The sequence below is a fragment of the Streptomyces sp. CB02923 genome (assembly GCF_001905005.1).
Lineage (GTDB): Bacteria > Actinomycetota > Actinomycetes > Streptomycetales > Streptomycetaceae > Streptomyces.
In genome coordinates this window covers 134,292-159,698 of the sequence record NZ_LWKZ01000027.1, presented here as the reverse complement: position 1 = coordinate 159,698, position 25,407 = coordinate 134,292, and the positions used below count along the sequence as shown (strand labels likewise).

Annotated in this window: 26 protein-coding genes; 12 read left to right on the top strand and 14 right to left on the bottom strand. The window is 74.5% G+C overall.

What is annotated here, in order from left to right:
• Nucleotides 1-11: 11 nt before the first annotated feature.
• Nucleotides 12-854 (bottom strand): DeoR/GlpR family DNA-binding transcription regulator, encoded by an 843-nt coding sequence (locus tag A6A06_RS35540; protein WP_073767512.1) that lies wholly within the window; start codon nt 852-854, stop codon nt 12-14.
• A 243-nt stretch (nt 855-1,097) separates the two neighbouring features.
• Between A6A06_RS35540 and A6A06_RS35535 the strand changes: the two genes are divergently transcribed.
• On the top strand, nt 1,098-3,494 hold the full coding sequence (locus tag A6A06_RS35535; RefSeq protein ID WP_242441121.1) for a hypothetical protein: 2,397 nt from the start codon (nt 1,098-1,100) through the stop codon (nt 3,492-3,494).
• A gap of 7 nt (nt 3,495-3,501) precedes the next feature.
• On the opposite strand, the gene A6A06_RS35530 is transcribed toward A6A06_RS35535, so the two are convergent.
• Nucleotides 3,502-5,952, bottom strand: a complete 2,451-nt coding sequence (locus tag A6A06_RS35530; RefSeq protein ID WP_073767510.1) for a right-handed parallel beta-helix repeat-containing protein — start codon at nt 5,950-5,952, stop codon at nt 3,502-3,504.
• A gap of 257 nt (nt 5,953-6,209) precedes the next feature.
• Nucleotides 6,210-6,815, bottom strand: a complete 606-nt coding sequence (locus tag A6A06_RS35525; protein ID WP_338015976.1) for an Rv1733c family protein — start codon at nt 6,813-6,815, stop codon at nt 6,210-6,212.
• Nucleotides 6,816-7,065: 250 nt separating this feature from the next.
• On the opposite strand from A6A06_RS35525, the gene A6A06_RS35520 reads away from it, so the two are divergent.
• Entirely contained in the window at nt 7,066-7,806 is a 741-nt protein-coding gene (locus A6A06_RS35520; RefSeq protein WP_073767508.1) for a CBS domain-containing protein, read from the top strand.
• 12 nt (nt 7,807-7,818) lie between these two features.
• Here the strand turns inward: A6A06_RS35520 and A6A06_RS35515 are convergent, their stop codons facing one another.
• The 4 genes from A6A06_RS35515 to A6A06_RS35500 form a co-directional block, all read right to left on the bottom strand.
• The gene (locus A6A06_RS35515; protein WP_079194590.1) at nt 7,819-8,277 is read right to left on the bottom strand and encodes an ATP-binding protein; all 459 of its coding nucleotides are present in this window, start codon (nt 8,275-8,277) and stop codon (nt 7,819-7,821) included.
• Nucleotides 8,271-9,089 (bottom strand): MEDS domain-containing protein, encoded by an 819-nt coding sequence (locus A6A06_RS35510; protein ID WP_242441120.1) that lies wholly within the window; start codon nt 9,087-9,089, stop codon nt 8,271-8,273. Before A6A06_RS35510 ends, A6A06_RS35515 begins: the two co-directional genes overlap by 7 nt.
• A 247-nt stretch (nt 9,090-9,336) precedes the next feature.
• Nucleotides 9,337-10,176, bottom strand: coding sequence for an MOSC domain-containing protein (locus A6A06_RS35505; protein WP_073767504.1), 840 nt, complete (start codon nt 10,174-10,176; stop codon nt 9,337-9,339).
• A gap of 93 nt (nt 10,177-10,269) precedes the next feature.
• Complete coding sequence (locus tag A6A06_RS35500; RefSeq protein WP_073767502.1) at nt 10,270-10,725, bottom strand: DUF6643 family protein; 456 nt, start codon at nt 10,723-10,725, stop codon at nt 10,270-10,272.
• Nucleotides 10,726-10,983: 258 nt separating this feature from the next.
• Between A6A06_RS35500 and A6A06_RS35495 the strand changes: the two genes are divergently transcribed.
• A complete protein-coding gene (locus A6A06_RS35495; protein ID WP_073767500.1) occupies nt 10,984-12,342 on the top strand; it encodes a TerD family protein in 1,359 nt (452 codons plus the stop codon).
• A gap of 7 nt (nt 12,343-12,349) precedes the next feature.
• On the opposite strand, the gene A6A06_RS35490 is transcribed toward A6A06_RS35495, so the two are convergent.
• Entirely contained in the window at nt 12,350-13,507 is a 1,158-nt protein-coding gene (locus tag A6A06_RS35490) for a glycosyltransferase (protein WP_073767498.1), read from the bottom strand.
• 128 nt (nt 13,508-13,635) lie between these two features.
• On the opposite strand from A6A06_RS35490, the gene A6A06_RS35485 reads away from it, so the two are divergent.
• From A6A06_RS35485 to A6A06_RS35475, 3 genes are all read left to right on the top strand, one after another.
• Nucleotides 13,636-14,436 carry a glutamate racemase gene (locus A6A06_RS35485; protein ID WP_073767496.1) on the top strand — a complete coding sequence of 267 codons (801 nt, stop codon included), beginning with the start codon at nt 13,636-13,638 and terminating at the stop codon, nt 14,434-14,436.
• A gap of 59 nt (nt 14,437-14,495) precedes the next feature.
• Complete coding sequence (locus tag A6A06_RS35480) at nt 14,496-15,110, top strand: hypothetical protein (RefSeq protein WP_073767494.1); 615 nt, start codon at nt 14,496-14,498, stop codon at nt 15,108-15,110.
• A 100-nt stretch (nt 15,111-15,210) separates the two neighbouring features.
• Nucleotides 15,211-15,690, top strand: a complete 480-nt coding sequence (locus tag A6A06_RS35475; RefSeq protein WP_073767492.1) for an NUDIX hydrolase — start codon at nt 15,211-15,213, stop codon at nt 15,688-15,690.
• A gap of 16 nt (nt 15,691-15,706) precedes the next feature.
• Here A6A06_RS35475 and A6A06_RS35470 read toward each other — a convergent pair whose 3' ends face one another.
• Both A6A06_RS35470 and A6A06_RS35465 read right to left on the bottom strand, forming a co-directional pair.
• The gene (locus A6A06_RS35470) at nt 15,707-16,288 is read right to left on the bottom strand and encodes a hypothetical protein (protein ID WP_073767490.1); all 582 of its coding nucleotides are present in this window, start codon (nt 16,286-16,288) and stop codon (nt 15,707-15,709) included.
• 139 nt (nt 16,289-16,427) lie between these two features.
• On the bottom strand, nt 16,428-17,507 hold the full coding sequence (locus A6A06_RS35465; protein WP_073767488.1) for a hypothetical protein: 1,080 nt from the start codon (nt 17,505-17,507) through the stop codon (nt 16,428-16,430).
• A 237-nt stretch (nt 17,508-17,744) separates the two neighbouring features.
• Between A6A06_RS35465 and A6A06_RS35460 the strand changes: the two genes are divergently transcribed.
• Nucleotides 17,745-17,948, top strand: coding sequence for a CsbD family protein (locus A6A06_RS35460; protein ID WP_073767486.1), 204 nt, complete (start codon nt 17,745-17,747; stop codon nt 17,946-17,948).
• An 89-nt stretch (nt 17,949-18,037) separates the two neighbouring features.
• Nucleotides 18,038-18,250 (top strand): hypothetical protein, encoded by a 213-nt coding sequence (locus A6A06_RS35455; RefSeq protein WP_073767484.1) that lies wholly within the window; start codon nt 18,038-18,040, stop codon nt 18,248-18,250.
• Nucleotides 18,251-18,288: 38 nt separating this feature from the next.
• Here A6A06_RS35455 and A6A06_RS35450 read toward each other — a convergent pair whose 3' ends face one another.
• A complete protein-coding gene (locus A6A06_RS35450; protein ID WP_073767482.1) occupies nt 18,289-19,113 on the bottom strand; it encodes an SAM-dependent methyltransferase in 825 nt (274 codons plus the stop codon).
• A 377-nt stretch (nt 19,114-19,490) separates the two neighbouring features.
• On the opposite strand from A6A06_RS35450, the gene A6A06_RS35445 reads away from it, so the two are divergent.
• From A6A06_RS35445 to hglS, 4 genes are all read left to right on the top strand, one after another.
• Nucleotides 19,491-20,072 carry an RNA polymerase sigma factor gene (locus A6A06_RS35445; protein ID WP_073767480.1) on the top strand — a complete coding sequence of 194 codons (582 nt, stop codon included), beginning with the start codon at nt 19,491-19,493 and terminating at the stop codon, nt 20,070-20,072.
• 3 nt (nt 20,073-20,075) lie between these two features.
• Nucleotides 20,076-20,792, top strand: a complete 717-nt coding sequence (locus A6A06_RS35440; protein WP_073767478.1) for a hypothetical protein — start codon at nt 20,076-20,078, stop codon at nt 20,790-20,792.
• Nucleotides 20,793-21,001: 209 nt separating this feature from the next.
• Nucleotides 21,002-22,255 carry an NAD(P)/FAD-dependent oxidoreductase gene (locus A6A06_RS35435; RefSeq protein ID WP_199931382.1) on the top strand — a complete coding sequence of 418 codons (1,254 nt, stop codon included), beginning with the start codon at nt 21,002-21,004 and terminating at the stop codon, nt 22,253-22,255.
• 26 nt (nt 22,256-22,281) lie between these two features.
• The gene (gene hglS, locus A6A06_RS35430; RefSeq protein ID WP_073767474.1) at nt 22,282-23,694 is read left to right on the top strand and encodes a 2-oxoadipate dioxygenase/decarboxylase; all 1,413 of its coding nucleotides are present in this window, start codon (nt 22,282-22,284) and stop codon (nt 23,692-23,694) included.
• A 59-nt stretch (nt 23,695-23,753) separates the two neighbouring features.
• Here the strand turns inward: hglS and A6A06_RS35425 are convergent, their stop codons facing one another.
• From A6A06_RS35425 to A6A06_RS35415, 3 genes are all read right to left on the bottom strand, one after another.
• Complete coding sequence (locus tag A6A06_RS35425) at nt 23,754-24,107, bottom strand: STAS domain-containing protein (protein WP_073767472.1); 354 nt, start codon at nt 24,105-24,107, stop codon at nt 23,754-23,756.
• A gap of 235 nt (nt 24,108-24,342) precedes the next feature.
• Nucleotides 24,343-24,537 (bottom strand): antitoxin, encoded by a 195-nt coding sequence (locus A6A06_RS35420; RefSeq protein WP_073767470.1) that lies wholly within the window; start codon nt 24,535-24,537, stop codon nt 24,343-24,345.
• 114 nt (nt 24,538-24,651) lie between these two features.
• Nucleotides 24,652-25,164, bottom strand: coding sequence for a DUF5949 family protein (locus tag A6A06_RS35415; protein ID WP_073767468.1), 513 nt, complete (start codon nt 25,162-25,164; stop codon nt 24,652-24,654).
• Between the last annotated feature and the right edge of the window lie 243 nt (nt 25,165-25,407).

Below are 25,407 nucleotides of genomic sequence, written 5' to 3'. Positions count from 1 at the left end.
CGGTACGCGCCTCAGACGTCGGTGCCGTCGCCCGGCTCGCCCGCGACGACCAGCTCCGGCGGCAGCTCCGCGATCTCCTCGCGGGCCTGCGCGGACAGCCCGCGGTCGGTCACCAGTACGTCCACGTCCTCCAGCGAGGCGAAGGAACTGAGCCCCACCGTGCCCCACTTGGTGTGGTCGGCCACCACCACGACGCGGCGGGCCGAGCGGACGAAGTGGCGGTTGGTCTCCGCCTCGGCGAGGTTGGGCGTGGACAGCCCGGCCTCCACCGATATGCCGTGCACGCCGAGGAAGAGCACGTCGAAGTGGAGGGAGCGGATCGCGGCGTCCGCCACCGGCCCCACCAGGGTGTCCGAAGGGGTGCGCACCCCGCCGGTGAGCACCACCGTCGCCGCGCCCGGCCGGGGCGCGCCGCCGCCGGCCGCGGCGCGCTGCGCGTTGTAGAACACGTCGGCCACCCGCACCGAGTTGGTGACGACCGTCAGATCCGGTACCTCCAGCAGCTGCTGGGCCAGCGCGAACGCGGTCGTGCCGCCCGCCAGGGCAATGGCTCCGCCGGGCGCCGCCATCCGGGCCGCCGCCTTGGCGATGTCCTCCTTGGCGCTCAGCTCCAGCCCCGACTTGGCCTCGAAGCCCGGCTCGTGGCTGCTCGGTTCGCTGACCGGGACCGCCCCGCCGTGCACCTTCTCCACCATGCCCTGCCGGGCGAGGGCGTCCAGGTCCCGCCGGACCGTCATGTCCGAGACGTTGAGCCTGCGCGTCAGTTCGTTCACGCGCACGCCGCCGCGCCGTCTGACCTCGTCGAGGATCAGAGCGCGCCGCTGCTCCGCGAGCAGGTTCTGGTTGTCGCTCACCCCGGCCTGTCCCTTCCGCCGCCCGGCTGCCGTTTCGCCCACATCCTCGCACGCGGCGCCGGGCGCATCCGCCCCGAAGGGGTGGGGTGCACGCCCGCGTATGCGGGAAGGAGTGCAGGCGCGGGATACGCGAGGGCCGCGCGCCCGGACCCGGGCGCCAGGTTGAGCATGACATGACAGCGGACGCCGCCGCCGGGTACCGTGCGGCGCCGACCGGCACGCACGGCATCGGGGGAACGACCAGTGGACACCGGAAGCAGCACGCACCGAGCGACTCCGAACGGGCCGGGCACCGCCCCGGACGGCGCACCACCGGGCGAGCGGCAACTCGCCCTGGAGCTCCTCGTGCACGGCGTCGGCGGCACGACGCCCGAGCGGATGCTCGGCGACCCGCGCACCGTCCTGGTCACCGGCGACGACACCGCCGCCGTGTACCGCAGGGCCGTCGACGCCGACGCCGAACAGCGCCCCGACGACTACCGCACCGAACCGATCCGCGAGGCGTACTGCTGGTGCAACCTCACCTCCGGCAACGGAGCCCGCGCCCTGTGGCTGATCCTGCTCCCCTTCATGGTCGCCAACCTCGCCCACTGGATGCGCCCCGCCGCCCCCACCGGCCACAAGGGCCACCGCGTGTACGACATCCTCGTCCGCCTCCTCGCGCTCAGCCTCACCGTCCTGCTGGTCGCCGCGGCGTGCGAAGTGGCCCTGGACCTGACGGCCTGGCAGTGCGCGGGCAGCGCCGCCTGCTCGGCGGGCAAGTCCTGGATGGGCTTCCTGAACCCCGGGCAGGGCGGCGCGTGGAGCGGGCCGGGCCGGCGCATCGTGATCGCCGCCGCGCTGCCGCTGCTGCTCGTCGGCTTCCTGTGGTGGCTCTCCCGCCGTACGTGGAGCGCGTACGAGGCCGCCTCGCCGCCGCCTCGCCGCCCCGGCACCTCCCGTGACGTCCCGCCCGCCCAGCGCCCCGCACTGACCCGCCGTGGCTTCTGGTACGGCCGCCGGGTGGTGGCCCGGCTGCGCGCCGCGCACACCGCGGCCGGGCTGCTGACCATCGCCGCCGCGCTGCTCGCGGCCGCGGTGGACTTCGACCGGCGTACGGGGAGCACCGGCCCGCTGCCCGCCGCCGGCCGGGCGCTGCTCGTCCTGGTCCTGCTGCTGACGGGGCTCACCGTCTGGGTCGCCTGCCGCACCGCGCGCTCCGAGGCCGAACCGGACGAACACCGCGACCGCTTCCTGGTCAGGGCGCTGCCGTTCGGCGCGCTCGGCGTGCTCGCCCTGTCCGCCGTCCACACGGCCTGGGCCCGGCCCGGCTGGGTCAGCGGCGACCGGCTGCCCGGCAGCGGCGCCTTCGGCGGCATCGCCGTCTTCCAGGGCCTGCTGGTCCTCGGCCTCCTCGTCACCGCGGGCTTCCTCCAGAGCGCCGCCCGCCGCCACGGGCACGGCGACGGCCGTGCGGCGCTGAAGGGCCTGCACGGCGCGGCCGTGGCCCTGCTGGGGTGCGCGCTGGGCGGAGTGCTCACCGGGGGAGCGGCCGAGCGGCTGGGGGACTGGCTGGACGGCGGCGCGTCCCCCGGCCAGGCGGGCGCCCCGATCGCCGGACCGCCCGTCCTGCTGTCCTGGCAGGCGTCGGTGCTCCCGGTGCTCCTGGTCGTCGTCGTCGCCTTCGCCGTCCTGGCCGCTGTCCAGATGATGCTGGTACGCCGCAGGGTCGAACCGGACATCCCCGGCCTGTACGACCAGCAGGAGCGGCCCGACGAGGACCGCGTGCGGCGCATCGCCGGCACCATCGCGCGGGCCGGGCTCACCGACTCCGCGCCGGTCCTGATCGGCGCCGTCTGCGTGGTCACCCTCGTGCTGGGCGCCGGCGCCGTGGCCGGCGCCTGGCTCACCGACCGCGCGCCCGGCCGCGCCACGGAGCAGGCGCCGCTGCTCGTGCACACGGCCGCCGCGACGGCGGAGTCGCTGGGCTCCTGGCTGATGGGCGTCGGCGTCCTGCTGCTCGCCGTCATGGGCTGGCGCGCCTACCGGGACCGCTCCACCCGCCGCACCGTCGGCATCCTGTGGGACGTCGGCACGTTCTGGCCGCGCGCCGCGCACCCCTTCGCGCCGCCCTGCTACGCCGAGCGCGCCGTCCCCGACCTGACGTGGCGGATGGCCACCTGGACCGAGAACAACGACGGCCGCCTGGTCATCTCCGGCCACTCCCAGGGCAGTGTGCTGGCGGCGGCCGCCGTCTGGCAGCTGGACCTGGTCACCCGCAGCCGGGTCGCGCTCCTCACCTATGGGTCACCGCTGGAGCGCCTGTACGGGCGCTGGTTCCCCGCCTGCTTCGGGCCGGAGGCGCTGACCGGCCTGCACCGGGAGATGGACGACTGGCGCAACCTCTGGCGGCTCACCGACCCCATCGGCGGACCCGTACGGCTGACGTGCGAGGACGGCCCGTCCATCGACCTCGGCCCGCTGCGCGACCCGCTCGCCTTCGGGCGGACCCTCCAGCACCCGCTGCCCGCCCAGATCCTGGGGCACGGCGACTACCAGTCCGACCCGCTGTTCGAGGAGACCCGCGCCGAACTGATCGATCGGCTCGGTGCCTGCGTACCGCCTCAGCGCGACGGGAAACCGCCGGACCCGAAGAGATGACGATGCGTCAGGGAAGGTCGGGCAGGTCCTCCGCGTACAGCAGGGTGAGGGCGTCGGTGTCCGGGTCGGCCAGCAGCGCGACCCGGCCCGCGTGCCGCTCGACCATCGCCTCGAACGTCTGCCGCGCGGTCCGGCCGTTGCCGAACGAAGGGCCCTTGGGGAGCGCGGTGAAGTACTTCAGCAGCGCCTCGCCCGCCCCGTCGGCCAGCCGGTACTCATGCTCGTCGCCCTGCTGCTCGACGATGCGCAGCAGGTCCTCCGGCGTGTAGTCACCGAAGGTGATGGTGCGTGAGAAGCGGGACGCCACCCCCGGGTTGACGGCGAGGAAACGCTCCATCTCGTTGGTGTACCCCGCCACGATCACCACCACCGCCTCGCGGTGGTCCTCCATCAGCTTCACCAGCGTGTCGATCGCCTCGCGCCCGAAGTCCCGCCCGGAGTCCTCCGGCGAGAGCGCGTACGCCTCGTCGATGAACAGCACCCCGCCGCGCGCCCGGTCGAACGCCTCCTGCGTACGGATCGCCGTGGAGCCGATGTGCTCGCCGACCAGGTCCACCCGCGACACCTCCACCAGGTGCCCGCGCTCCAGCACGTCCAGCGCGGCCAGGATCTCGCCGTAGAGCCGCGCGACCGTGGTCTTGCCGGTGCCGGGGGAGCCGGTGAAGACCAGGTGGCGGCGGACGGAGGCGGCCTTGAGCCCGGCCTCCTGCCGGCGCCGCCCCACCTCGATCATGTTGATCAGGCTGCGCACCTCGCGCTTGACGCTCTCCAGGCCGACCAGCTTGTCCAGTTCGCCGAGCACCTCCTCGGAGGGCCGGCTCACCACGGCGGGTTCCGCGGGTTCCGGGGCGGGCGGGGCGGGAGGTGCGGCCGGCGCCGGTACGCTCCCGAGCAGTCCGGCCGTCTGCGTCACCGGCACGCTCGCCGCCGCCCGCGCCGCGGGGGCCGGCTCCCCGGCCGCCCGGCTCTCGTCGCTGGTGCAGTCCTGAACGGTCGGCCCGCCCGTGTACCCCTCGCCCAAGGCCGCGCCGCTGTCCGCGAACTCGTATCCGCCGCGCGCGCACCGCTCGGTGCGGCAGCGCGTCAGCGTCGTACGGCAGCCGTCGATGATGTGGAAGCCGTACCCCGAACTCCCGGTCACCCGGCACCCGTTGAACGTGCCGCGCCCCTCCGCCGAGACGTAGAAACCCGCCTCGGCCGGGGAGCTGACCGTGCAGCGCTCGACGGTGGGGTCGGCGCCCTTGGTCACGATCACACCGGTCTGCGACGCGTCGATGGTGCAGTTGGCGAGCGTGCCGCCGCTGCCGTGGTCCCGGAACCAGGCGCCGGTCGCCGCCTCCCGGATGCGGCAGTCGTCGAGCTGCACGGTCGCGCCGTCGCTCACCGACACCGCCGTGTTGCGCACCTGGGACAGATCGGAGTCCACCACGTCCGCGCGCGAGCCCCGGTCCAGCACGAACAGCGCGTCCGGCACGTCGTGCACCCGCGTCGAGTCCAGTACGGCGGTGGCGCCGTCGCTGACCCACACCGCCGGGTAGTCGCCCGTACTGTCGTGGATCTCGCACTGGTTGGCGTCCACCCGGGTGCCCGGGTCCCACACCGACAGCCCGTTGCGGCCGAAGCGGCGCACGGTGCTGCGGGTCAGCGTCAGCACCGACCGGGACCGCAGGTCCACGGCGTTCTCCGGGATGTCGTGGATGTCGCAGTCGGCGAGCGTGAGCACCGCGTCGGTGTCCAGGGTGATGCCGTCGGCCGAGGTCCGGTGCACCGAGCAGTCGGTCAGCTGGCCGCTCGCCCGCGAGGCGACCTGCACCCCCGCGCCCTTGATCTCGTACAGCTCGCAGCCGAACGCCTCCACGCCGCTGCCCTCGCCCTCGACCGACAGGCCCGCGCCGGAGGCGTGGCGCACCCGGCAGTTCTCCAGCCGCGGGTGCGCGCCGCCGCGCACCGCGATCCCGGACTGCCCGGCGGCCACCACCTCGCACTCCTCGAAGATCCCGCCCGCGCCGTCCAGCACGCTGATGCCCACACCGCCGGGGTTGTCGACCGTGCAGCGGCGCACGGTCGGGCGCGCGCCGCCGCGCACCTCGATGCCGGACGCAGAACGCGTCACCACCCGCAGCCCGTCCAGCTCCGGAGCGCCGTCCTCCACCAGCACCGCTGGCGCCGTGGAGTCCTGCCCCTCCAACTGGAGGTCCTGAACCGTCGCCGAGGCCCGCACGGTCAGCGCGACGCCGTCGGCAGGCGCGATGCGCACCGACCCGCGCGCCCCCTCGGGCCCCCGCAGCGTCACCGCGCGCAGCAGCACGAGGTTCTCACGGTACGTACCGGCGCCCACGGTCAGCACATCACCGTCCCCGGCGGCGTCCAGGGCCGCGGCCAGCGAGCTGTACTCGCCCGTGCGGCGCCGCCACCGCGATGTGCCCGTATGCGTCACCTGGACCGAGCCCTGTGCCATGGCGCTGTCGTGCCCCCACCTCGTGCGGCTGTTACCGGCCCGGCAGTTGTACGTCCGCGTATGTCCGCGTACGTGTGCCCGGGACCCCAGCCGGGAGGCTGGCGGCTCCACCGTAGCGCGCCCGGCAGGCACCGGATGACATGGTCAGCCTGTATGTGCGGGAGTTCGCCGACGACACCGGCAACCCCGCGGTACGCGGCTCCGGCGGTCTTCCCCGCGCCCGCGCCGCAGCCCTTTCCGCAGCCTGCCGCGGCCGTTCAGCTGCCCGCTCCGGCCCGCCCCCAGTCCTGGCCGGCGCGCTCCCACTCCCGCTCCCAGCGCCGGTACCGGCAGGCCAGCATCCGGCGTGTCACCAGCTGCCGGCCGCCTTCGGCCACCGCCGCCGCGGCAGCCGCCGCGCCGAGCCCCGCGAGCGCCGCATGCGCCCTGGCCGTGCTCGCGTCCATCGGCCGCGGCACGACCCGGCCCTGCCCGTCGGTCCAGATCCGGAACCGCTCGCCCGGCCGCACGGCACCTGCCGCGGCGACCGGGCCGCGGTGCTCGCTGCCGTCCGGCGCGGTCCATCGGGCGTCCACCCGGCGGTGCGTGTCACGGCCCGCGGAGCCCTCGGGGTCGAGGGCCGCGGGAGTGCGCGGAGCGGTCCGGTCCGGCGTCGCCCACACCTGGTGCCGCTCCTGCGCCTGCGTCCGTACGGACCGCAGCAGCGCGTCGTGGGCGGATCTGCCCGCGGCCCACCCCGCGAAGCCGCCGCCCAGCGCGATCAGCAGGGCGGTGGCCAGCGCCACCCAGGCCTCCAGGAGGTCGGTCGTCCGGCGCAGCGGGTTGCGCCGCCAGCGCCACAGTCCCGCGATGACTCGTACCACGTCGTGCCCCCTCTCCGTGTCGCAAGTACCTCGTCCGGCGCGCGTCATGCGCGTACGGGACGAACGGAGGGCGAAATCACCGGCGGCGCCGCCCGCGACCCGCGGAGACCGGGGAGCCGGGCCGCGTACGGTGCGGGGCCCGCACGGCACTCCCTCACCTGCGGGGCGTGAACCGTATCGCCACGTGTGCGGCCTTCAGCCGCCCCCGGCGGCGGCCGAGACTGTATCCCGGCATGAGGGAGGGTCCACGATGGATCACCGACAGGTCGGCCGGCTCATGAACACCGAGGTCGTCAAGGCCCGTTACACGACGTCGTTCAGGGAAGTCATCAACCTGCTGAGCAAGCACCGCAAGACGGGGCTCCCCGTCGTCGACGGCGACGGCAAGGTCGTGGGCGTCATCTCCGAGACGGACCTGATGTTCCGCCAGGCCGCACACGACGTGCTGCAGAACCGCTGGTACAACCGCCGACGGCTGACCGGCAGGGCCCGTGCGGCCCGCGCCAGGAAGCGCAGCCTGCAGGCGGGCGAGCTGATGACCTCGCCGCCGGTGACGATCGGCCCCCACCAGACCGTCGCCGAGGCCGCCCGGCTGATGGTGACCGGGAAGCTGGACCGGCTGCCGGTCGTCGACGCGGAGGGCCGGCTGTGCGGGCTGGTGACCCGCAGCGACCTGCTGAAGGTCTTCCTGCGCCCGGACGAGGAGATCCGCGAGGAGCTGATCACCGAGGTCCTCGTGCGCACCCTCGGCCTTGAGCCCGGCACGCTCGGCGTGTCCGTACGGGCGGGCGTGGTCACGCTGTCGGGGCGGCTGGAGCGCAGCAGCGAGGTGCCGATGGCGCTGCGGATGGCGGGGCGCATCGACGGGGTGGTCGCCGTGGTGGACCAGCTGGAGTACGCACACGACGACGCCGCCGAACAGCGCGGTGAGCAGATCGTGCGCGACCGGGCACAGGAGTGGCTGCGGGCACCCGAGGAGCGGCCGCAGTGAGGCGGCCGCGCGTCACTGCACCCGTACCGCCAGGGTGACCTCGGCTCCCCGGGAGCCGGGCGCCTCCGCGTCCCCCGCCCGGACCGCGAACCGGTCCGCCACCAGACGCGCGAGCCACAGCCCGCGCCCCTGGTGCGCTCCGTCGAGCCCCGGCAGCAGTTCGGGAATCACCGCTTCGCTGAAGCCGGGACCCGAGTCGCTGATACGGCACTCCAGTTCGTCACCGATGCGGCGCAGCAGCAGCCGCCCGGAGCCGCCCGCGTGTTCCACGGCATTGCCCGCGATCTCGTCCACGGCCAGGACGAACTCCCCGCGCCGCGGTTCCGCCAGGCCCTCGCGGACGGCGCACTCCTCCACCAGCAGCCGCAGCTGCGGCAGCACCCGCGCGGTGAAGCGGCGCCGCAGCAGGCAGGTGGCGGTCCGGGTGTCGAGCGGCCCGTTCTCGGACGTGGCCGGGTCCGGGGTCAGCACGGTCGTATCACCTCCGTCGTCACCAGCCGGGGCACCGCGCCCGCGCCGAGCCGGTGCAGCGTACGGGCGTGTACGCGGTCGCAGCGGACCTCGACGAGGTCATGGCCCGCGGCCCGGGCGGCCAGCACGATCAGCGCGGTCGCGCAGCCCACCGACAGCAGGTGTAATCGCGTCAGGTCGACGGTGAGCCGACGGGTGCCGGTGCTGCCGGACAGTGCCAGTTCCAGCGCGGAGACGAAGGGACGACGGGCGGGGGTGTCCGCGTCACCGATGAAGTGCACGCTGCCGTCACCGCCGCGCACCGACCGCAGGGTGCCGAGCCGTTCCAGGAGGCTGCGGGGGTGTGCCCGGTCCATCGCGTGCAGCACCTCGGGGCCGAACCAGCGGCGGTCGTAAGCGCAGATCTCGCTGTACCGGTGGCCTTCGAACAGGGCGTCCGCGTGCGTCTCACGGTGCATCATCACCCGTACGTCGGCGTTCAGGTCGGGCACCCACCGCATGTCGATGAAGGCCCGCAGGCCGGTGAAGCCCTCGGCGGCGGCCCGCGCCGTCTCCGAGTGCAGCCGCCCGATCTGCCGCTCGGGTGTGAACCGGCGGTCCGGGCGGATCAGCACCCGCATACTGCTCAGCACCAGCTGCCCCCGCTCGCGGGCCGTCATGGTGCCGGGGCCGGTGAAGTCGAGCCGGGCCAGCACCTCGGCCTCCGGGAGCCACGGGTCGGGGAAGAGCATGACCTTCTCGCCCTGGGCGAGTCCGAGCCGTACGAAGGCGGTCATGACCTCCCACCGCACCTCGTCGTCGTCGTAACTCACAAAGGCGTGATCCCCGGGACGCATGTGCTGCACCGGAATGAGATGGTCTCCGGGCGGTTCCCAGGTCGGCATCGGCACCTAGACACTCCCCACGGCTCCCGTTGTCGGTATCGCCGTGCGCTCACTGTAGGCAGCCGGACACGCGCCCGCAATGCGGTCCGGAGGTCCGCGTCCCGGCGCGTGGGCCGGTGCCGACGGGGCGTCAGGCGTGCGCCGTACGCGGTCCGGTCGTCCGGGCGGCCGCGTCTCAGCCGCGGGGGCGCCGGGCGAGCACCTCGAAGGGGTCGCCGACGCGGAGCGTGCCGGTGCCCTCCGGGATCAGGTTCTGGCCGAAGAGGAGCTGGTCACCGATGCGGCGGTGGCGGGCCAGGGTGCGCAGCGGCTCCTTGCCGCGCCGGCCGGTCCGCTGGTCGGTGGTGGTCATCACGCACCGGCCGCACGGTTTCACCACGCGGAACGCGACCTCGCCGATACGTATCCGCTGCCACGCGTCCTCGTCCCAGGGCGCGGTGCCGTCCACCACGACGTTCGGCCGGAAGCGGTCCATCGGCAGGGGGCCCTCACCGGCGTGGTCGCCCCGGGCGACGAGCGAGTTGAGGGCGTCGAGGGAGGAGGTCGTGGTGAGGAGGAGCGGAAAGCCGTCGGCGAAGCTGACGGTCTCGCCCGGCCGCGCGTAGGCCGGGTCGGTGGGACGCCGCCGGGCCGGCTCGTCCAGATGCACCAGCTGCACGGGTACGCCCAGGTAGGCGCCGAACCACTCGGCGGCGGCGCCGGACGCGGGCACCGCCTCGACCTTGTCCCCCCACACCTCGACCGTGACCGTCGCCCCGGGCTCCGGTACCCCGACGGTCAGCGGCGGCATGTCCGGCGCCGTCAGCCGCAGGGCGCCGCCGGGGAGTTCCGCGGCGCCGGCCGCGGCCAGCCGGGGCCGGGCGCGCTGGGTGACGAACCGGCGCTCGCCGTCGACGAGCATCCAGCGGCGGTCCCCGGCGAGCCCCCACGGTTCCACGACCGCCTCGCCGGGGCCCGACCCCGCCACGGATTTGACCGGATACCTGTGGATGGCCTGGAGGAAAGGGTTCAGCACACCCTCATCCTGCCAGGCCCCCACGGTGGCCCGGCGACCGGTGCCGCCCGGTGGTGCAGGACCGGTTCCCCGCCCGCGTACGCATCGCCCAGGTCAGTACCCGCGGGGGTACTGGCGGCCGTACGGATCGTCGTACGGGGACGGCGCGGGGCGCGGGGCGACCGGTCCGGCCGGGCGCATCGCGTCGTAGCCCGTGCCGCCGTTCCCGGCGGGGCGCTGGGGCTGTTGCTGCTGGGCGGGGTAGCCGCGGGGGCCCGCCTGCTGCGGGATGTACGGCGCCGGGGCGCTCTGCAGCGGGGAGACCGGCTGGGCCGCGGCGCCCGGATATCCCTGGCCGGAGTACGGCTGGGACGGCGCGGCGGGCAGCGCGGGCAGCGCCGACGGCAGGGCCGGCAGGTACGACGAGCCCGAGTCGTAGGGCAACTCGACGCGGATCGGGGCAATCTGCGGCGTGCCGCGCTCGGCGACGAGGGAGTCGTAGATCGGGGTGTCCGGGAAGGACGGCGAAGCGTAGTAGCCGCCGCCGTAGGTAGAGCGGGGGGAGGTCATACCTCTTAAGTTAAGCCCACGATGTGCCGGTTGGGGAGCCTGAAAAGAGGGTTGTTTCACGTGTCGTGTGCAGTCCCAGATCCCCAATGTGAGCGAACTTGGCAAAAACGGTCGCGATTGCCCGTAGGGATCGTGTAAAGGCCGTGTCCACATCAGATGAACGGCGGACATTTTTCGGCAAGTAGGTTGGAACCTGCCACCGTGAAAGAGGGGCACCGCACCGGAGCCCGGCGAGCGAGATGAGGGAGGGGCGCCACGATGTCGATGCCCAAGGGAAGCAACGTCGCGGTACCGGCCACGTCGGTACGGCTGGAACTGGGATGGCGCACCGGACCCGGCACCCCGGACGTGGACGCCTCCGCCCTGCTGCTGACCACGCGGGGAAAGGTCCGCGACGACGCGGACTTCGTCTTTTACAACCAGCCCGCGCACGCCTCCGGCGCCGTCCGCCACGAAGGCAAGCGGCCCGCGGGGGACGCGGTGACCGACAGTCTGACCGTCGACCTGGCCCGGCTGGAGCCCGCCGTGGACAAGGTGGTGCTCGCCGCCTCGGCCGACGGAGGCGCCTTCGGCCGGGTGGCAGGGCTGTGCGTCCGGGTGCTCGACGCGGGCGGCGGCGCCGAACTGGCCCGCTTCGACAGCCGGGACGCCACCGCCGAGACCGCCTTCGTCCTCGGAGAGCTCTACCGCAGGCAAGGCGCCTGGAAGTTCCGGGCGGTCGGACAGGGGTACGACACCGGGCTGGCCGGGCTGGCCACCGACTTCGGCATCAGCGTCGAGGAGGAGCCCCCGGCCGCGGCCCCGACACCCGGCCCGCCCGCCCCGCCCACCGGATACGCCGCTCCGCCCACCGGATACCCCGCCCCGCCCACCGGACAACCGGCGGCGTCAATTCCGCCCCCGTCAGGGGCGCCCGCGCCGCCGCCCGCCCCCGCCCCGCCCGTGAGCCTGTCGAAGGTCACCCTCACGAAGGAAGCGCCCGTCGTCTCCTTGACGAAGCAGGGCGGCACCTCAGGCACGATGCGGGTCAACCTGAACTGGCAGCAGGCCGGCAAACCGGCCGCACGCCTGGGCAAGAAGCTGGGCCGCAAGACCATGGAGGCCCTCGGCGCCCGCGGAGCGCTGCTGCCGCAGTCCGGCGACCTGGACCTCGACCTGTGCGCGCTGTACGAACTCACCGACGGCAGCGCGGGCGTGGTCCACCCCATCGGCGGCAACTTCGGCACACTGCACGCCCCGCCGTACATCCAGCTCGACCAGGACGACCGCACCGGAGCCGCCGCGACGGGCGAGAACCTGACGATCGCTCTGGACCACCAGGACCGCATCCGGCGCATCCTGGTCTTCGTGACCGTCTACGCGGGCGCGAAGAGCTTCGAGGGGCTGCACGCCACGGTCACGCTCCAGCCGCAGTACGGCGCCCCCGTCGATTTCACGCTCGACGCGTGCACCGTCCCGTCCACCGTCTGCGCCCTCGCCCTGATCACCAACACCGGCAGCGAACTGGTCGTGCAGCGCGAGGCCCACTACCTGGTGCCCGCGCCGGGCGTCAGCCCGCAGCGCACCGTCGACGAGGCATACGGCTGGGGACTGAACTGGTCCCCGGCCAGCAAGTGAGCGCCGTTCAGGACGCTCCCGGCGCCCCGTACGTCCGGCCTTTCCAGGCGGCCCCGCGCCCCCGGTAGTGCTGGACGGCGGAGTCGACCGTCATCAGCAGGTACAGCAGAGCGGTGCAGGGCAGCAGCGGCGCGAGCCAGAGCGGCTGCCGGTAGTAGCGCAGCATCGGCAGGTACGTCGCGGCCATCAGGGCCCACGCCGTGCCGCCCAGCGCCGCCGCCGTCGCGCTGCCCGCCGCGAGACCGGCGGCCAGTGCGACGGGCGGCGCCAGGTAGACCAGCGCGAGCCCGGCCACCGTCCCCGCCAGGAGCAGCGGGCTGTGCCGCAGCTGCGCGTACGCGCTGCGCGACACCATCCGCCACAGCGTGCCCAGCCCCGCGTACGGGCGCACGCTCTCCACCAGATCGCCCAGTCCCAGCCAGATCCTGCCGCCCGCCCGCCGCACGGCCCTGGCCAGCGTCACGTCGTCGATCACCGCGTGCCGGATGCTGTCGGGCACCCCGGCCCGCTCGGCCGCCGCACACCGCAGCAGCACACAGCCGCCCGCCGCAGCGGCGGTACGCGCCCCCGGCCGGTTGACCCACCGGAAGGGATACAGCTGCGCGAAGAAGTACACGAAGGCCGGGACGATCAGCCGCTCCCACGCGGACACCACCCGCAGCCGTGCCATCTGCGACACCAGGTCCAGGTCCGCCGAGCGCGCCGCGGCCACCAGTTCGCGCAGGCTGTCCGGGGCGTGCGCGATGTCGGCGTCCGTCAGCAGCACGTACTCCGCGTCGCCGCGCTCCCGGACGAGTGCCATGCCGTGCCGTACCGCCCACAGCTTGCCCGTCCAGCCCGGCTCCGGCTCTCCCGGGGCGGTGACCGTCAGCGGCAGCCCGCCCCGGCCGGCGGCCAGTTCCCCGGCCAGGTCGCCCGTCCCGTCCGTACTGCCGTCGTCGACGAGCACCACCTCGGCCCGCCCCGGGTACTTCTGCGCCAGCAGGGACGGCAGGCTCACCGGCAGCACCCCGGCCTCGTCACGCGCCGGGACGACGACGGCGACCGGCGGCCAGCGCTCCGGGTCGGCGCGCGCGGGCAGCCGTACGTCCGTACGCCAGAAGAAGCCCTGCGCCAGCGCCAGCCACACCCAGGCCGCCAGCGACCCGGCACCGATCCACTCCATCGCTCCCACGCCCGCAGTCTGCCGCACCGGCGTCCGCCGTGGCCGGAACCCGCCGGGCGGCACCGCGGGCGCCGCGGACGGCGCCACCGGTATGACACGTGCGGTGCGGCCCGGCGTAAAGTGTCCGGGTGAAGATCGCGCTCATGGATTCCGGTACCGGCCTGCTCGCGGCGGCCGCCGCGGTACGGCGGCTGCGGCCCGACGCCGACCTGGTGCTCTCCTCCGACCCGGACGGCATGCCCTGGGGCCCCCGCCCGCCGCACGACGTCGCGGCGCACGCGCTCGCCGTCGCGCGGGCCGCCGCGGCGTACCGCCCGGACGCCCTGATCGTCGCCTGCAACACCGCCTCCGTGCACGCCCTGCCCGTCCTGCGGGCCGAACTGGAGCCCGCGCTGCCGGTCATCGGGACCGTGCCGGCCATCAAGCCGGCGGCGGCCACCGGCGGCCCCGTCGCCATCTGGGCCACCCCGGCCACCACGGGCAGCCCCTACCAGCGGGACCTGATCGAGCGGTTCGCCGCCGGGGTGGAGGTCACCGGGGTGGCCTGCCCGGGACTCGCCGACGCCGTCGAGGCCGCCGACGACGCCGCGATCGACGCCGCCGTCGCGGCCGCCGCCGCGAACACCCCCGGCGACGTACGGACCGTCGTCCTCGGCTGCACCCACTACGAGCTGGTCGCCGAGCGCATCCGCGCCGCCCTCCAGCAGCCCGGCGCCCCCGCGCTCGTCCTGCTCGGCTCGGCCGAGGCGGTCGCCGCGCAGGCGCTGCGCCGCATCGGTGCGGACCCGGCCCCCTCGGCCGGTCCCACAGGCAGTGTCACCGTCCTCCTGAGCGGCCGGCCCGGAAGCCTCCCCGAAGCCACTCTGGCCTATGACGAGGGACGACTCCTGTCCGGCGCCGCACGGGCCGGGGAACCCGCCCGCCACTGACGTCCCGGCGGGCGCGCGACACGCTGCCAGGACGGGCAAAGGCGCGTACGCTGCGTCTCATGAGGGACCACCCCCACGAGGGGGCAGCAGCCCCCGGCGAGCACGGCGGCCCTGTCGGCGACGGCGGGGACTCCGGCAGTCACCTCGACCCCGCGGATGTCCCCGAGGAGTGGCAGGGGCGCGCCACCAACCGTGTGCAGTGGCTCCTGGCGGGCATCGGCGCGGCCTGCATGGCGCTGGGCATCGAGCTGGCCGTCGACAGTGCCTGGACGTCCGGTCTGGCACCGCTGCTGATGTCGGTGATCGGCTGCGTCCTGGCCGGTCTGCTGATGCTCTTCGGCACCCTCGCCTTCGTCCATGTGGCGGTACGGGTCGACCGGGACTGCCTGGAGGTGCGGTGCGGCCACATGGGCCTGCCCCGCCGCCGTATCCCTCTCGAAAACGTCGTCGGCGCGGACTTCGCGCCCCGGGTCACTCCGCGCCACTGGGGCGGCTGGGGCTACCGCTGGCACCCCGAGCAGGGCACGGCCGTGGTCGTACGGCGCGGTGAGGCGGTGGTGCTCCGGCTCGGCGACGGCCGCAGCTTCACGGTCACCGTGGACGACGCCGAGAACGCCGTGCGCTGCATCCGCGGCAGGTGCGGGACGGACCGGAAGCGGGCGGGCGGGGCCTGACCCTCGCGCTCGAATGCGCGTTCGGCCGGGTGTGCGCGACGTCCCCGGCTCCCCGTGGTCGTTACGTCCCCGGCACCCCGTGCTCGTTAGGGTGCGGGGTATGGCGACACCCGACTTCATCCGTGACCTCCGGACCGGCATCGGCCACCAGCTCCTGTGGCTGCCAGGCGTGAGCGCCGTGGTCTTCGACGACCGCGGCCGGGTCCTGCTCGGCCGCAGAGCGGACAGCGGCATGTGGTCCATCATCGGCGGCATCCCGGAGCCGGGGGAGCAGCCGGCCGAGACCGCGGTGCGCGAGGTCTTCGAGGAGACGGCGGTGCACGTGGTCCCGGAGCGGGTGATCCTCGTCGAGGCGCTGCAGCGGGTCCGCTACCCGAACGGCGACGTGTGCCAGTTCATGGACACCTCGCTGCGCTGCCGCGCCGTCGGCGGCGAGGCCGTCGTCAACGACGACGAGTCGCTGGAGGTGGGCTGGTTCGCGCTGGACGCCCTGCCGGAGCTGGAGGAGTTCGCGGTGGCGCGGATCAAGATGGCCTCGGACGAAGGGCCGGCCTGGTTCGCGGGCATCGAGCAGGCCTGACGGCGGCCGGCCGCCGTCAGGCAGTGATCCACGGGAAGCGGATGGAGGTCTGCGACTCCTCGCCCCCGCCGGGCAGCTCCGGCCCTTCCGGCATCGGGGACTGCCCGGGGGCGTCCGGCGGCGCCGGACGGCCCGCCTCCTCGGTGTGCATCTGCTGCCGGCCGCCGTCCTTGCGGCAGCTGCTCAGCCAGGTGCCGGTGGGCCCGCTCTCGTACTGGCACTCCCAGCCCCGCACCGTCAGCGACGGCTGGTCCGCGTCCGCCTTGCGGAAGAACTCGGCCATCACGCCCCGGGCCTCCTCGCAGCCCGCGGTCGGCCCGGCGCCGGGCCCGGAGAAGAGCTGCGCGGTCAGGCCCTCGCCCATGGCGTCGGGCAGCGCGCCGCAGTCCAGCGGCTGGCCCGGGACGGCGGACCCGGAGCCGTCCGGGCTCGCGCTGCCGCCGTCCCCCGGGCCGCCCTTGAGGCTCTTCGTGGGGCTCGCGCCCGGCGCGGAGCCGGAGACGGCGGGCGACGCCCCGGTGTCGTCCGGTCCGCTGCCGCCGCACGCGGCGACGGTGAGGGCGAGCAGTGCGGTCGGTACGGCGATGAGCCGGCGCATGTCGAACTCCTTCGGCCGCGGGGACGCAGGCGGGTACGCTCCGCCGTACGGACGCTAAGAGCCGCACGCGCGGGCGGCGATCCGGAACGGGCGAACGGGTGAACCTCGGGCCCGCCGCCCGTCCCGCCCGCCCGCAGCCTCACCCGAAGCGCTCGATGTGCATCCGGGCCGTGGTGCCCGGGTAAAAGGACGTGGTGCCGACGGCCCAGCAGCCGTCCGTGCCCGGGATTCGCGTCAGGTCAGTCATCAGCGCCGTCTCGGGCATCGCGGGGCCGCGCTCGCTGACCCAGGCAGCGCCGTCCCACCGCAGGTAGTGGGAGCGCTTCTGGTCCCAGAAGTCCCAGCCGGTGATCCGTCCGGGGCGGCCCCGCCCGTCCCCGCCGACCGAACTGAGCAGGCCGACGGAGTACGGGGCCTTCACCGGCGACCACCCGGCGCCGTCCCAGTGTTCGAGGACGACGCCCGGCGGCTTGCCGGGCGGGCCGCCCACCCCGTAGCCGAAACCGGTCAGCCAGATGTCGTCGTGGGCCACCGGGAGCAGCCCGGAGACGGTCGCGCGGATGCCGGTGGTGTGCGGGAGCACGGTCCAGGCGCCGTCCCAGCGCGCGATGACATCGCCGTACACCCAGATCTCGCCGCCGGGCGTCACATGGACGTGCCCGGGGGTGGGGGCCGCCGGGTCCGGGAGCGGGGCACACCAGCGCCACCGGCGGCCGTCCCCGTACAGCAGCCCGGCGTGGCCGTCGTGCCGCCCGGAGGCCCACGCCCGGCCGTCGGGGGCGACCGCGACGTCGGTGACCGTGGTGCCGGCCCCGCCCTGCCCCGGGTACGGCGCCTGCCGCCAGGCCGTGCCGTCCCAGGACAGCAGCAGACCGTTCGCGCCGACCGCCCAGGCGGTACGGGCGTCGGCTGCCGTGACCGCCGTCAGGGCGCCCGCGGAGGCGAGCTGCCCCAGATCCGTACGCGACCAGGCGGCGCCGTCCCAGCGGAGCGCGACGGCGGTTCCCTCGCCGCTGCCGCCCAGCCCTTCCACGCCGACGGCCCAGGCGTCACCGGGCCCGGCCGCCGCCACGCCGTACAGCCGGGCGCCCGGCCGCGCGTCGGGCACCGGGACGGCCGACCAGCCGGGCGCGGGAGCGGGGGCGGCGGCCGCGGGACCGGCCAGGCCGAGGCCCGCGGCCGTGCCCGCGAGCCCGCCGACGAAGCTGCGTCTTCGCATGGGAGCGTCCTTGGAGTCGAGGAAGGTCCGGACTGCGGGGGAACACCTTGGCCCCGGCCGCCGGAGAGGTCAATGGAGCCGGTGCGGCGACCGCGCCCGGCAGGCCGGGAAGGGCCAACCCCCGTACGGGCGGCGCCGGGACGCGGCCCGCGCTACCGGTAGCCGCCTCCGGATGCGGCCGGTGCCCGGCTGCGGCAGCGTGGTGCTGTCCCACCCACCGGACTCAGGGAGCAGGGCATGGGCGACGACAAGAGCGCCATGGACAAGGCCAAGGGCAAGGCCAAGGAGATGGCGGGCAAGGCCACCGGCAACGACCGGATGAAGAGCGAGGGCCGCACCGACCAGGCCAAGGGCAAGGCCAAGGGCGCGATGGACGAGGCCAAGGACAACGTCCAGGGGGTGCGGGACTCCCTCAAGGACAAGGGCGACGACAGCACCTGACCAGGGCGGGCGTCCGCCGGGCCCCGCCGTACGCACACCGGTGCGGGCGGCGGGGTGACCCGTGCGCCGGGGCGCTCGTTGTGCACGGCATGATCAAGAAGATGGCCGCAGCGGCCCTCCTCGCGGGCTCGGTCGCCACCACGGCACCGACCGCCGCGCACGCCGCCGGCATTTCCCAAGTCCTCGGCAAGACCACCGCGACGACCGCCGTCACGACCACGGAACTCGTCTCCCACCTGCCGCACATCCACGGTCTGCGGCCGCCGCCCGCGTTCGCCTTCCAGCAGGTCCGCGGCAAGTAGCACGACGGGCCCGCCGTCGGACGGCGCGGCCGCCCGCGTCAGGGCCGGCGCGCCACGGCGGCGTAGGAGGCGGCCACGGCATCCGTGACCTGCGTCGCCTCACCCGGATCGTTCGGCCGCCAGTGGTGCGCCAGGGTGATGCCGGGCTCCAGCAGCTCCCAGCCGTCGAAGAAACGGGCGAACCCGGCTTCGGTGCGGTACGTCACGGACGTGCCCGCCGCCGCGTAGATGTCCGAGATCCTGGCCATCGCCTCCGGTGCGAAGTCGGCGGTGGCGTGGGTCATGGCCAGCGTGCTGCCGCTGGGCAGCGCCGCCTTCAGGCGCTCGACGATCCGGTGTGCCCGGTCCTGCCCGTCGTCCGGCACGAAGTGCATCAGGGCGATCAGGCTCAGCGCGACCGGGCGGCCGAGATCCAGGGTCTCGCGCACCCGCGGCGCGGTGACGACGCCGTCCGGGTCGGTGACGTCCGCCGCAAGGTAGGCGGTACGCCCCTGGGGCGTGCTGAGCAGCAGGGCCGCGGCGTGGGCCAGCACGATCGGGTCGTTGTCCGTGTAGACCACGCGGGCGTCCGGCGCGATGCCCTGGGCGATCTCGTGGAGGTTGGGCGAGGTGGGGATGCCGGTGCCGACGTCCAGGAACTGGCGCAGGCCCGCCCGCGCCAGCACACGGGTCGTACGGTGCATGAACTCGCGGTTGACCCGCGCGGCGACCGCCGCCGACGGAAAGACCTTCAGCACGTCGGCCGCGGCGGCGCGGTCGGCGAGGAAGTTGGTCCGGCCGCCGAGGAAATAGTCGTAGATCCGCGCCGCGTGGGCCCGGTCGAGTTGCAGGTCCACCACCGGTTCGCCGTGCTGCTCGCTCATCGCGGACCGCCTCCCCTGTACGGCTGCCGGGCTGCCGGGCTGCCGGGCTGCCGGGCTGCCGCGGGAGCACTACCCGCCGCGTGTGCGGTCATGCACCGGCGCGCGCCGTGGTCCGGGCGCCCCACGCCCCGCCCCAAGTAATCACATCATCGCCCCCGGTGGGATTTCTTCGGGACCGGTGCCACAAACGGGCGCCTTTTCCGCTTCATTGGAAGAGAGGGCCGCCGCCCTCCCGCTGATGCCGGGGCCCGCCGGCCTCCCGGACCGCGGTGAACGGAACGAGGACTTCACGTGAGCACGTACCGGGACAGCCCCCTGCCGCCGTGCGCCCCGGCCCGCGGACCCGGCGCCGGGCACCGAGGCCGGCGGGAGCGGCCGTGACCCGCGACCGGCCGCCGTGCCCGGCCGGTGACCCGCTGCGGCTGGCCGGCCGGCGGCTGGCCCTCGCCTTCGAGGCGTTCCACGAGACGCACTACCGCAAATGGCTGGCCTACGCCTATCTGCACACCGGCAGCGAGGACGCCGCCCTGGAGGTGACCGGCACCGCCTACCAGCGATTACGGCTGTGCTGGCCGTACGCGCTCAAACAGTCCTCGGTGGACTCCTACGCCTGGGCCGTCCTCAAGGAGTCCGTGGTGGACTGGCTCTGCCGGCACCGGCGCGCCACGGCCCTGACGCAGAGCGCCGCCTTCGCCGTCGTCACCCGCGCCCTGCTGCGCGAGTGCCAGCAGCAGTTCGCCCTCCTGGAGAGCCAGTTGGGCCTGTACGACGCGATTGCGAGGCTGCCCGAGCGGCAGTGCGACGTGATCGTGCTCCGCCATGTCGTCGGGTACTCCGACAGCCAGATAGCCGCCCTGCTGGGCGTCGACGAGGCCACCGTCCGCTCCCACGCGAGCCGGGGCAAGCGCCGGCTCGCCGCCGCGCTGGGCATCGAACCGGGCCCCACGAAGGGTAAGTGACCCATGCCGCACACCCATCGGACCGGCCGGGACACCATCGAGTCCCTGCTGGCCGCAGCCGCCGGCGTACTTGCCGAGTCCTACGGCTCCTACGACACCGCGGCGGCCCGCGCCCGGCTCACCGGCGACACCTGCGAGGACACGGCGGCCGCGTACCCGGCCGGACCGCTCCCGGACGCTCCGGCGCCCACCTCCTACCCGAGCGCCCACGACGAGGCCACCCACGAACTCGACCTGGCCTGCGCCCTGGTGGTCAACGCCGCGGCAGCGGCGGACAGCCTGGCCCGGCTGGTCGACGACCACGGGATCGACCCCGAGGGCGCGCTGGTCTTCGCCTGTCTGCTGCACATCACCGGGCGTGCCGAGGCCGCGGACTTCTGGTGGCGGTTCGGCGCCGGGGGCGGCAGCCGTACCGCCGCCTACTGCCTCTACCTCTCCCACCGGCGGTACGGCGAGTTCCGGGACGCCGCCTACTGGCGTACGCAGGCCGCCCACGACCCCGACGAGGAACCGCCGCCGCCCGCCGCCTTCGACGCCGGCCGCCTGCTGCCGGACGCCGCCCGGCACGCCCTGCTCGTCCAGTGGCACAGCGGCCTCGCGCCCACCCTGCCCCCCGCCCTGGAGAACGTCATCAACCGCCTCACCGTGGCGGGCGACGACGAGGACTTCGGCGAGATCCCCTGCCCGTCACCGACGCTGGTGGACGACCTGCGCCAGTGACCGCGGGCGGAGCGGGCCAGTCCGGAGTCCTGAACGCCGTGCCAGGACGGACGCCGCATGGACGCGGCGGGCCGCGGCCGTCACCATCTAGACCAACTGCACCACGCGTCGCGGTACCCGGCGGCCCGTCCGCGCGGACCGGCGGAGCCCCGCAGCGCACCGAACCCGCCGAGCGAGCCGACGGAAAGGCGTCCCGGATGGATTGCAGCATGGCCACGGATCCCAGTACCGCCACGGACCACGGCACGGCCCCCGCCTCCGCCCCTCTCCCCGAACACGCCGACGTCGTGATCATCGGCGGCGGCGTCATGGGGGCGAGCATCGCCTTCCACCTGGCGGAGGCCGGGGTGGGCGGCGTCCTGCTGCTGGAACGCGACCGGCCCGCCGCCGGTTCGTCGGGCAAACCCATCGGCGGCGTACGCGCCCAGTTCTCCGACCCGCTCAACATCCGCCTCGGCCGGCGCAGCCTGGAGGCGTGGCGGGCGTTCGGCGAGCGCCCCGGCGCCGACATCGGATTCGAGAGCGTGGGCTACCTCTTCCTGCTCGGCGACGACACCGAACGCGCCCTGTTCGAAGAGGGCGTGGCGGCGCAGAACGCCCTGGGCGTCCCCAGCCGGATCCTCGGCCCGGCCGAGGCCGCCCGGCTGTGCCCTTACCTCGACCCGGACAGCATCGTCGCCGCCGCCCACTGCCCCACCGACGGCTACGCGCTCCCGGAGGCGGCGGTGACCGGCTATCTGCGCGCGGCCGTCCGGTACGGCGCGACCGTCCGTACGCACTGCCCGGTCACCGCGATCGACACCGGCGGCGGCGCCCTCGACGCGGTACGGACACCGCGCGGCACCGTACGCACCGGCACGGTCATCTGCTGCGCGGGCGCCTGGTCCGCCGAGGTCGGCGCGATGGCCGGGGTACGGCTGCCCGTCACCCCGCTGCGCCGGCAGATCGCCTTCACCGGACCGCTGGACATCCCGCCGCCCCGCGTCCCCTTCACCCTCGACTTCGACTCCACCGCCTACTTCCACAACGACGGCGCGGGCGGGCTGCTGCTGGGCATGTCGGACCCGCGCCAGAAGCCGGGCTTCGGACGGGAGTTCAGCCGGGAGTGGCTGGAACCCTTCCGCGAGGCCGTCGGCCGCCGGGCGCCCGCCCTGGCCGCGATGCCGGTCCGCCGCGGCTGGGCCGGACTCTACGAGACCACCCCCGACAACAACGCCCTCATCGGCGAGGCCGCGGACGTACCCCGCTTCCTGTACGCCACCGGGTTCTCCGGCCACGGCTTCCTCCAGGCGCCCGCCGTGGGGGAGCTGGTCCGCGATCTCTACCTGGACCGGGAGCCGTTCCTCGACGTCGGCCCGCTGGCGGCCACCCGGTTCGACGCCCGGCCGGACGGCGCGGGGGAGGACGGGAACGGCGGAAGAGCGCGGCCCGGCGGTGTCCGTCCGGAGGTACACATCATCTGACGCCCCGCAACGCTTCGGAGGACCGCATGATTCCCACCTGGCGGCTGCGCGCCGCCTTCGCCCGCCGGCTGTCCGGCATGTACGGCACCGAAGTCCCCGCGTACACCACCCTCCTGGAGGTGACGGAGGAGGTGAACGGCGAGGTCGCGCGCCGGGACCCGGACGCCGGGCGGCTCGGCGGCATCGAGCGGGTGGCCGCCGAGCGGCACGGTGCCATCCGCGTCGGCACCCCGCGCGAACTGCGCCAGGCCGCACAGGTGTTCGCCGCTCTGGGGATGCATCCGGTGGGCTTCTACGATCTGCGGGACGCCACCACGAGCGCGGTACCGGTCATCTCCACCGCCTTCCGGCCCGTCGAGCCGGAGGAGCTCGACCGCAACCCCTTCCGCGTCTTCACCTCGATGCTCACCACCGCCGACCGCCGGTTCTTCGACGCCGCGCTCCAGGCCCGGCTGGAGACCTTCCTGGACCGCCGTACGCTCTTCCCGCCCGAACTGCTCACGCTCGCCGGGCGCGCCGAACGCGGGCACGGCCTCGTACCGGAACAGGCGGAACGCTTCCTCACGCTGGCGGTCGCCGCCTTCGAACTGTCCCCCGAGCCGGTGGACCGCGCCTGGTACCGCGAACTCGCCCGGGTCTCCGCCGTCGCCGCCGACATCGGCGGCGTCACCAGCACCCACATCAACCACCTCACGCCCCGCGTGCTGGACATCGACGCGCTCTACCGGCGGATGGCGGACCGCGGTATCGCCATGATCGACGAAATCCAGGGGCCGCCCCGCTGGGACGGGCCCGGCGTTCTGCTGCGCCAGACCTCCTTCCGCGCGCTGGACGAACCCCGCGCCTTCCGCGCACCGGACGGCAGTGTCACCACCGGCGCACTCCGGGTCCGCTTCGGCGAGGTCGAGGCGCGCGGCATCGCGCTGAGCCGCACCGGACGCGCCCGCCACGACGCGCTCACCGCGGAAACGGACCGGCGGCTCGCCGAGCAGGGGACCGGCGGCCCGGCCACCCGGCAGGACGTGGCCCGCGCCCTCTGGGAGGCCGGTTTCCCCCGTTCGGAACACCGGCTCGCCGCCGAGGGGCTGGGCTACTTCACGTACGCCCCGGCAGCCGCGCGCCCGCGCGACGGGCAGCGCCCGCCCGCCGACCTGGCCGGACTGCTCGAACGCGGATGGCTGACCGCCCGCCCCATCGTCTACGAGGACTTCCTGCCCCGCTCGGCCGCCGGGATCTTCAACTCCAACCTGACCGGACACGGCACCCGCGACACCGCCCGCACCGGCACGCCCTACGACGCACACCGGCTCGCCGAAGCCGTCGGCCGTCCCGTGCGCGACCCCTTCCGGATCTACGACGCCCAGCAGGACACCTCGCTGCGCCGTGCCCTGGACGCCCTGGGCGCGCACGAGGCCCGCCGCAACCTGTGCCCCTCCTGAACCGGCGGCGGAGGAGGCCGAGGAGGCCGATCCCGCGGGCCGGGGCGCCCGTCCGGCGCTCAGTTGAGGGTGCGGGCGGGCAGGAGCCGGTCGATCACGACGAAGCGCTCGTCGAGCGGCGCCAGGCGCAGCAGCCGCCGGACCACGGGGCGCGGTCCGAGCAGCACCAGGGTGCCCCCGCGGCCGGCCACCCGCTCGCGGAGCCGGCACAGCAGGGCCAGGCCGCTGCAGTCCATGAAGGTGACCTGGCCCAGATTGACGACGACGGTTCCGGGGCGGGGTGGCAGTGCCTCGCCCAGGGTGGGTTGCAGCGTCAGAGCCAGAGCGAGGTCGAGCTCACCCTTGAGCGCGATGATGAACTGGTCGCCGACCGAGTAGGTGATCAGTGCCGCGTCGGCGGTGCGTTCCGCCATGTCGCCCCCCACCAGTGCGCAGGCCGCGCGGAGCGGCAGCTGGCTGTTGGCACCGGGGGCCGGGGTGCGGAAAAACCGTAGCGGGACGCGTACGAGGAGAATCGATCAGCCAAGGTCGTGTCCCTCGAACGGGTGAAGAGTTGCGCTAACTCTTGACGAGCATCCGGCGCGCGACATGCGTGCGTCCCGGGCCGGGCGCCCTGACAGGCGGCGCCCGGCCCGGGACGGTACGCGATCAGGACTGTGGCGGCTGGTCCTGGCCCTGATCGTTGCCGAACTGGCCTTTGAGCTTGTCCTGGGCCGTGTCGACCTGGCCGCTGTACTTGCCCTGGGTCTTGTCGTCGACGAAGTCGCCTGCCTTGTCGACGCCCTTGCCGGCCTGGTCCTCGTGACCCTTCAGCATCTGCTTGAGCTTGTCCATCACGGACATGAGTCGTCCTCCTCGCCACTGACGCCCCCACCCCTCCAGGGTCACCGTTTCCGGTCGGATCCGCATCCGGGGTGCCGCGCGGCCGACCCCGGGGGAGCCGGGCCCGGGGGAGTGCTACGACGAGGAGCCCTGGAGACTGCGCACCGGGATCAGGCAGTGCGCACTGCTCTTGATCACGCCCTCGTCGCCCGCGAAGGCCCGCAGCATGTCCTCGCTGACCGGACCGCCCGGCGTCGCCTGCGGCCACGGCCGGGTGGCGAACATGCCGTAGACCTGGCCCCGGTGGTCGGCCGCCGCCAGCCACTCCGGCGGCACCGGGCACTGCGCACTGAAGATCGGCATCGTCAGTACCGCCCGGCCGGCCTGGACGATCAGCGTCAGCGGGAGGCCGGGGGTGCGGGAGGCGTCCTGGAGCTCGCCGCCGACCAGCAGCCCGGCCTGGCTGAGCATGGTGCCCATGGCCTCCGACCCGGCCTCCGGGCCGTCCTTGCCGTCTCCGAGGGAGTAGGCGAGCAGGAAGGGTACGTCGTGACCGTCCTCGGGGTGCGCGCCGCTCCAACCGATCATCATGAGCGTGCCCAGCTGGCTGTGCGGAATGTTGCCGGTAGTGGTCTGGGATGTGGTCATGGCGGGCACCTTAGTGACCTCGAAGAGCCGTCGTCCGCGCACTTCACCCGGTTGGCGGAGCCTCGTCGGCATCCCAGCCGAACGAGTTCCGGGCGGTCACCCGTACCGGCGACCGCTGCGGCCCCGTGGGCCACGGGAGCGGCTGCGGCCGGGCCCGGACGCCGGTTCGGGCGTCTCCCGTACGGGCACCATGACGGCAGGCCCGGCAGCGGCGCGGGACGCGGAGTTCCCGGCGGTGGGCGC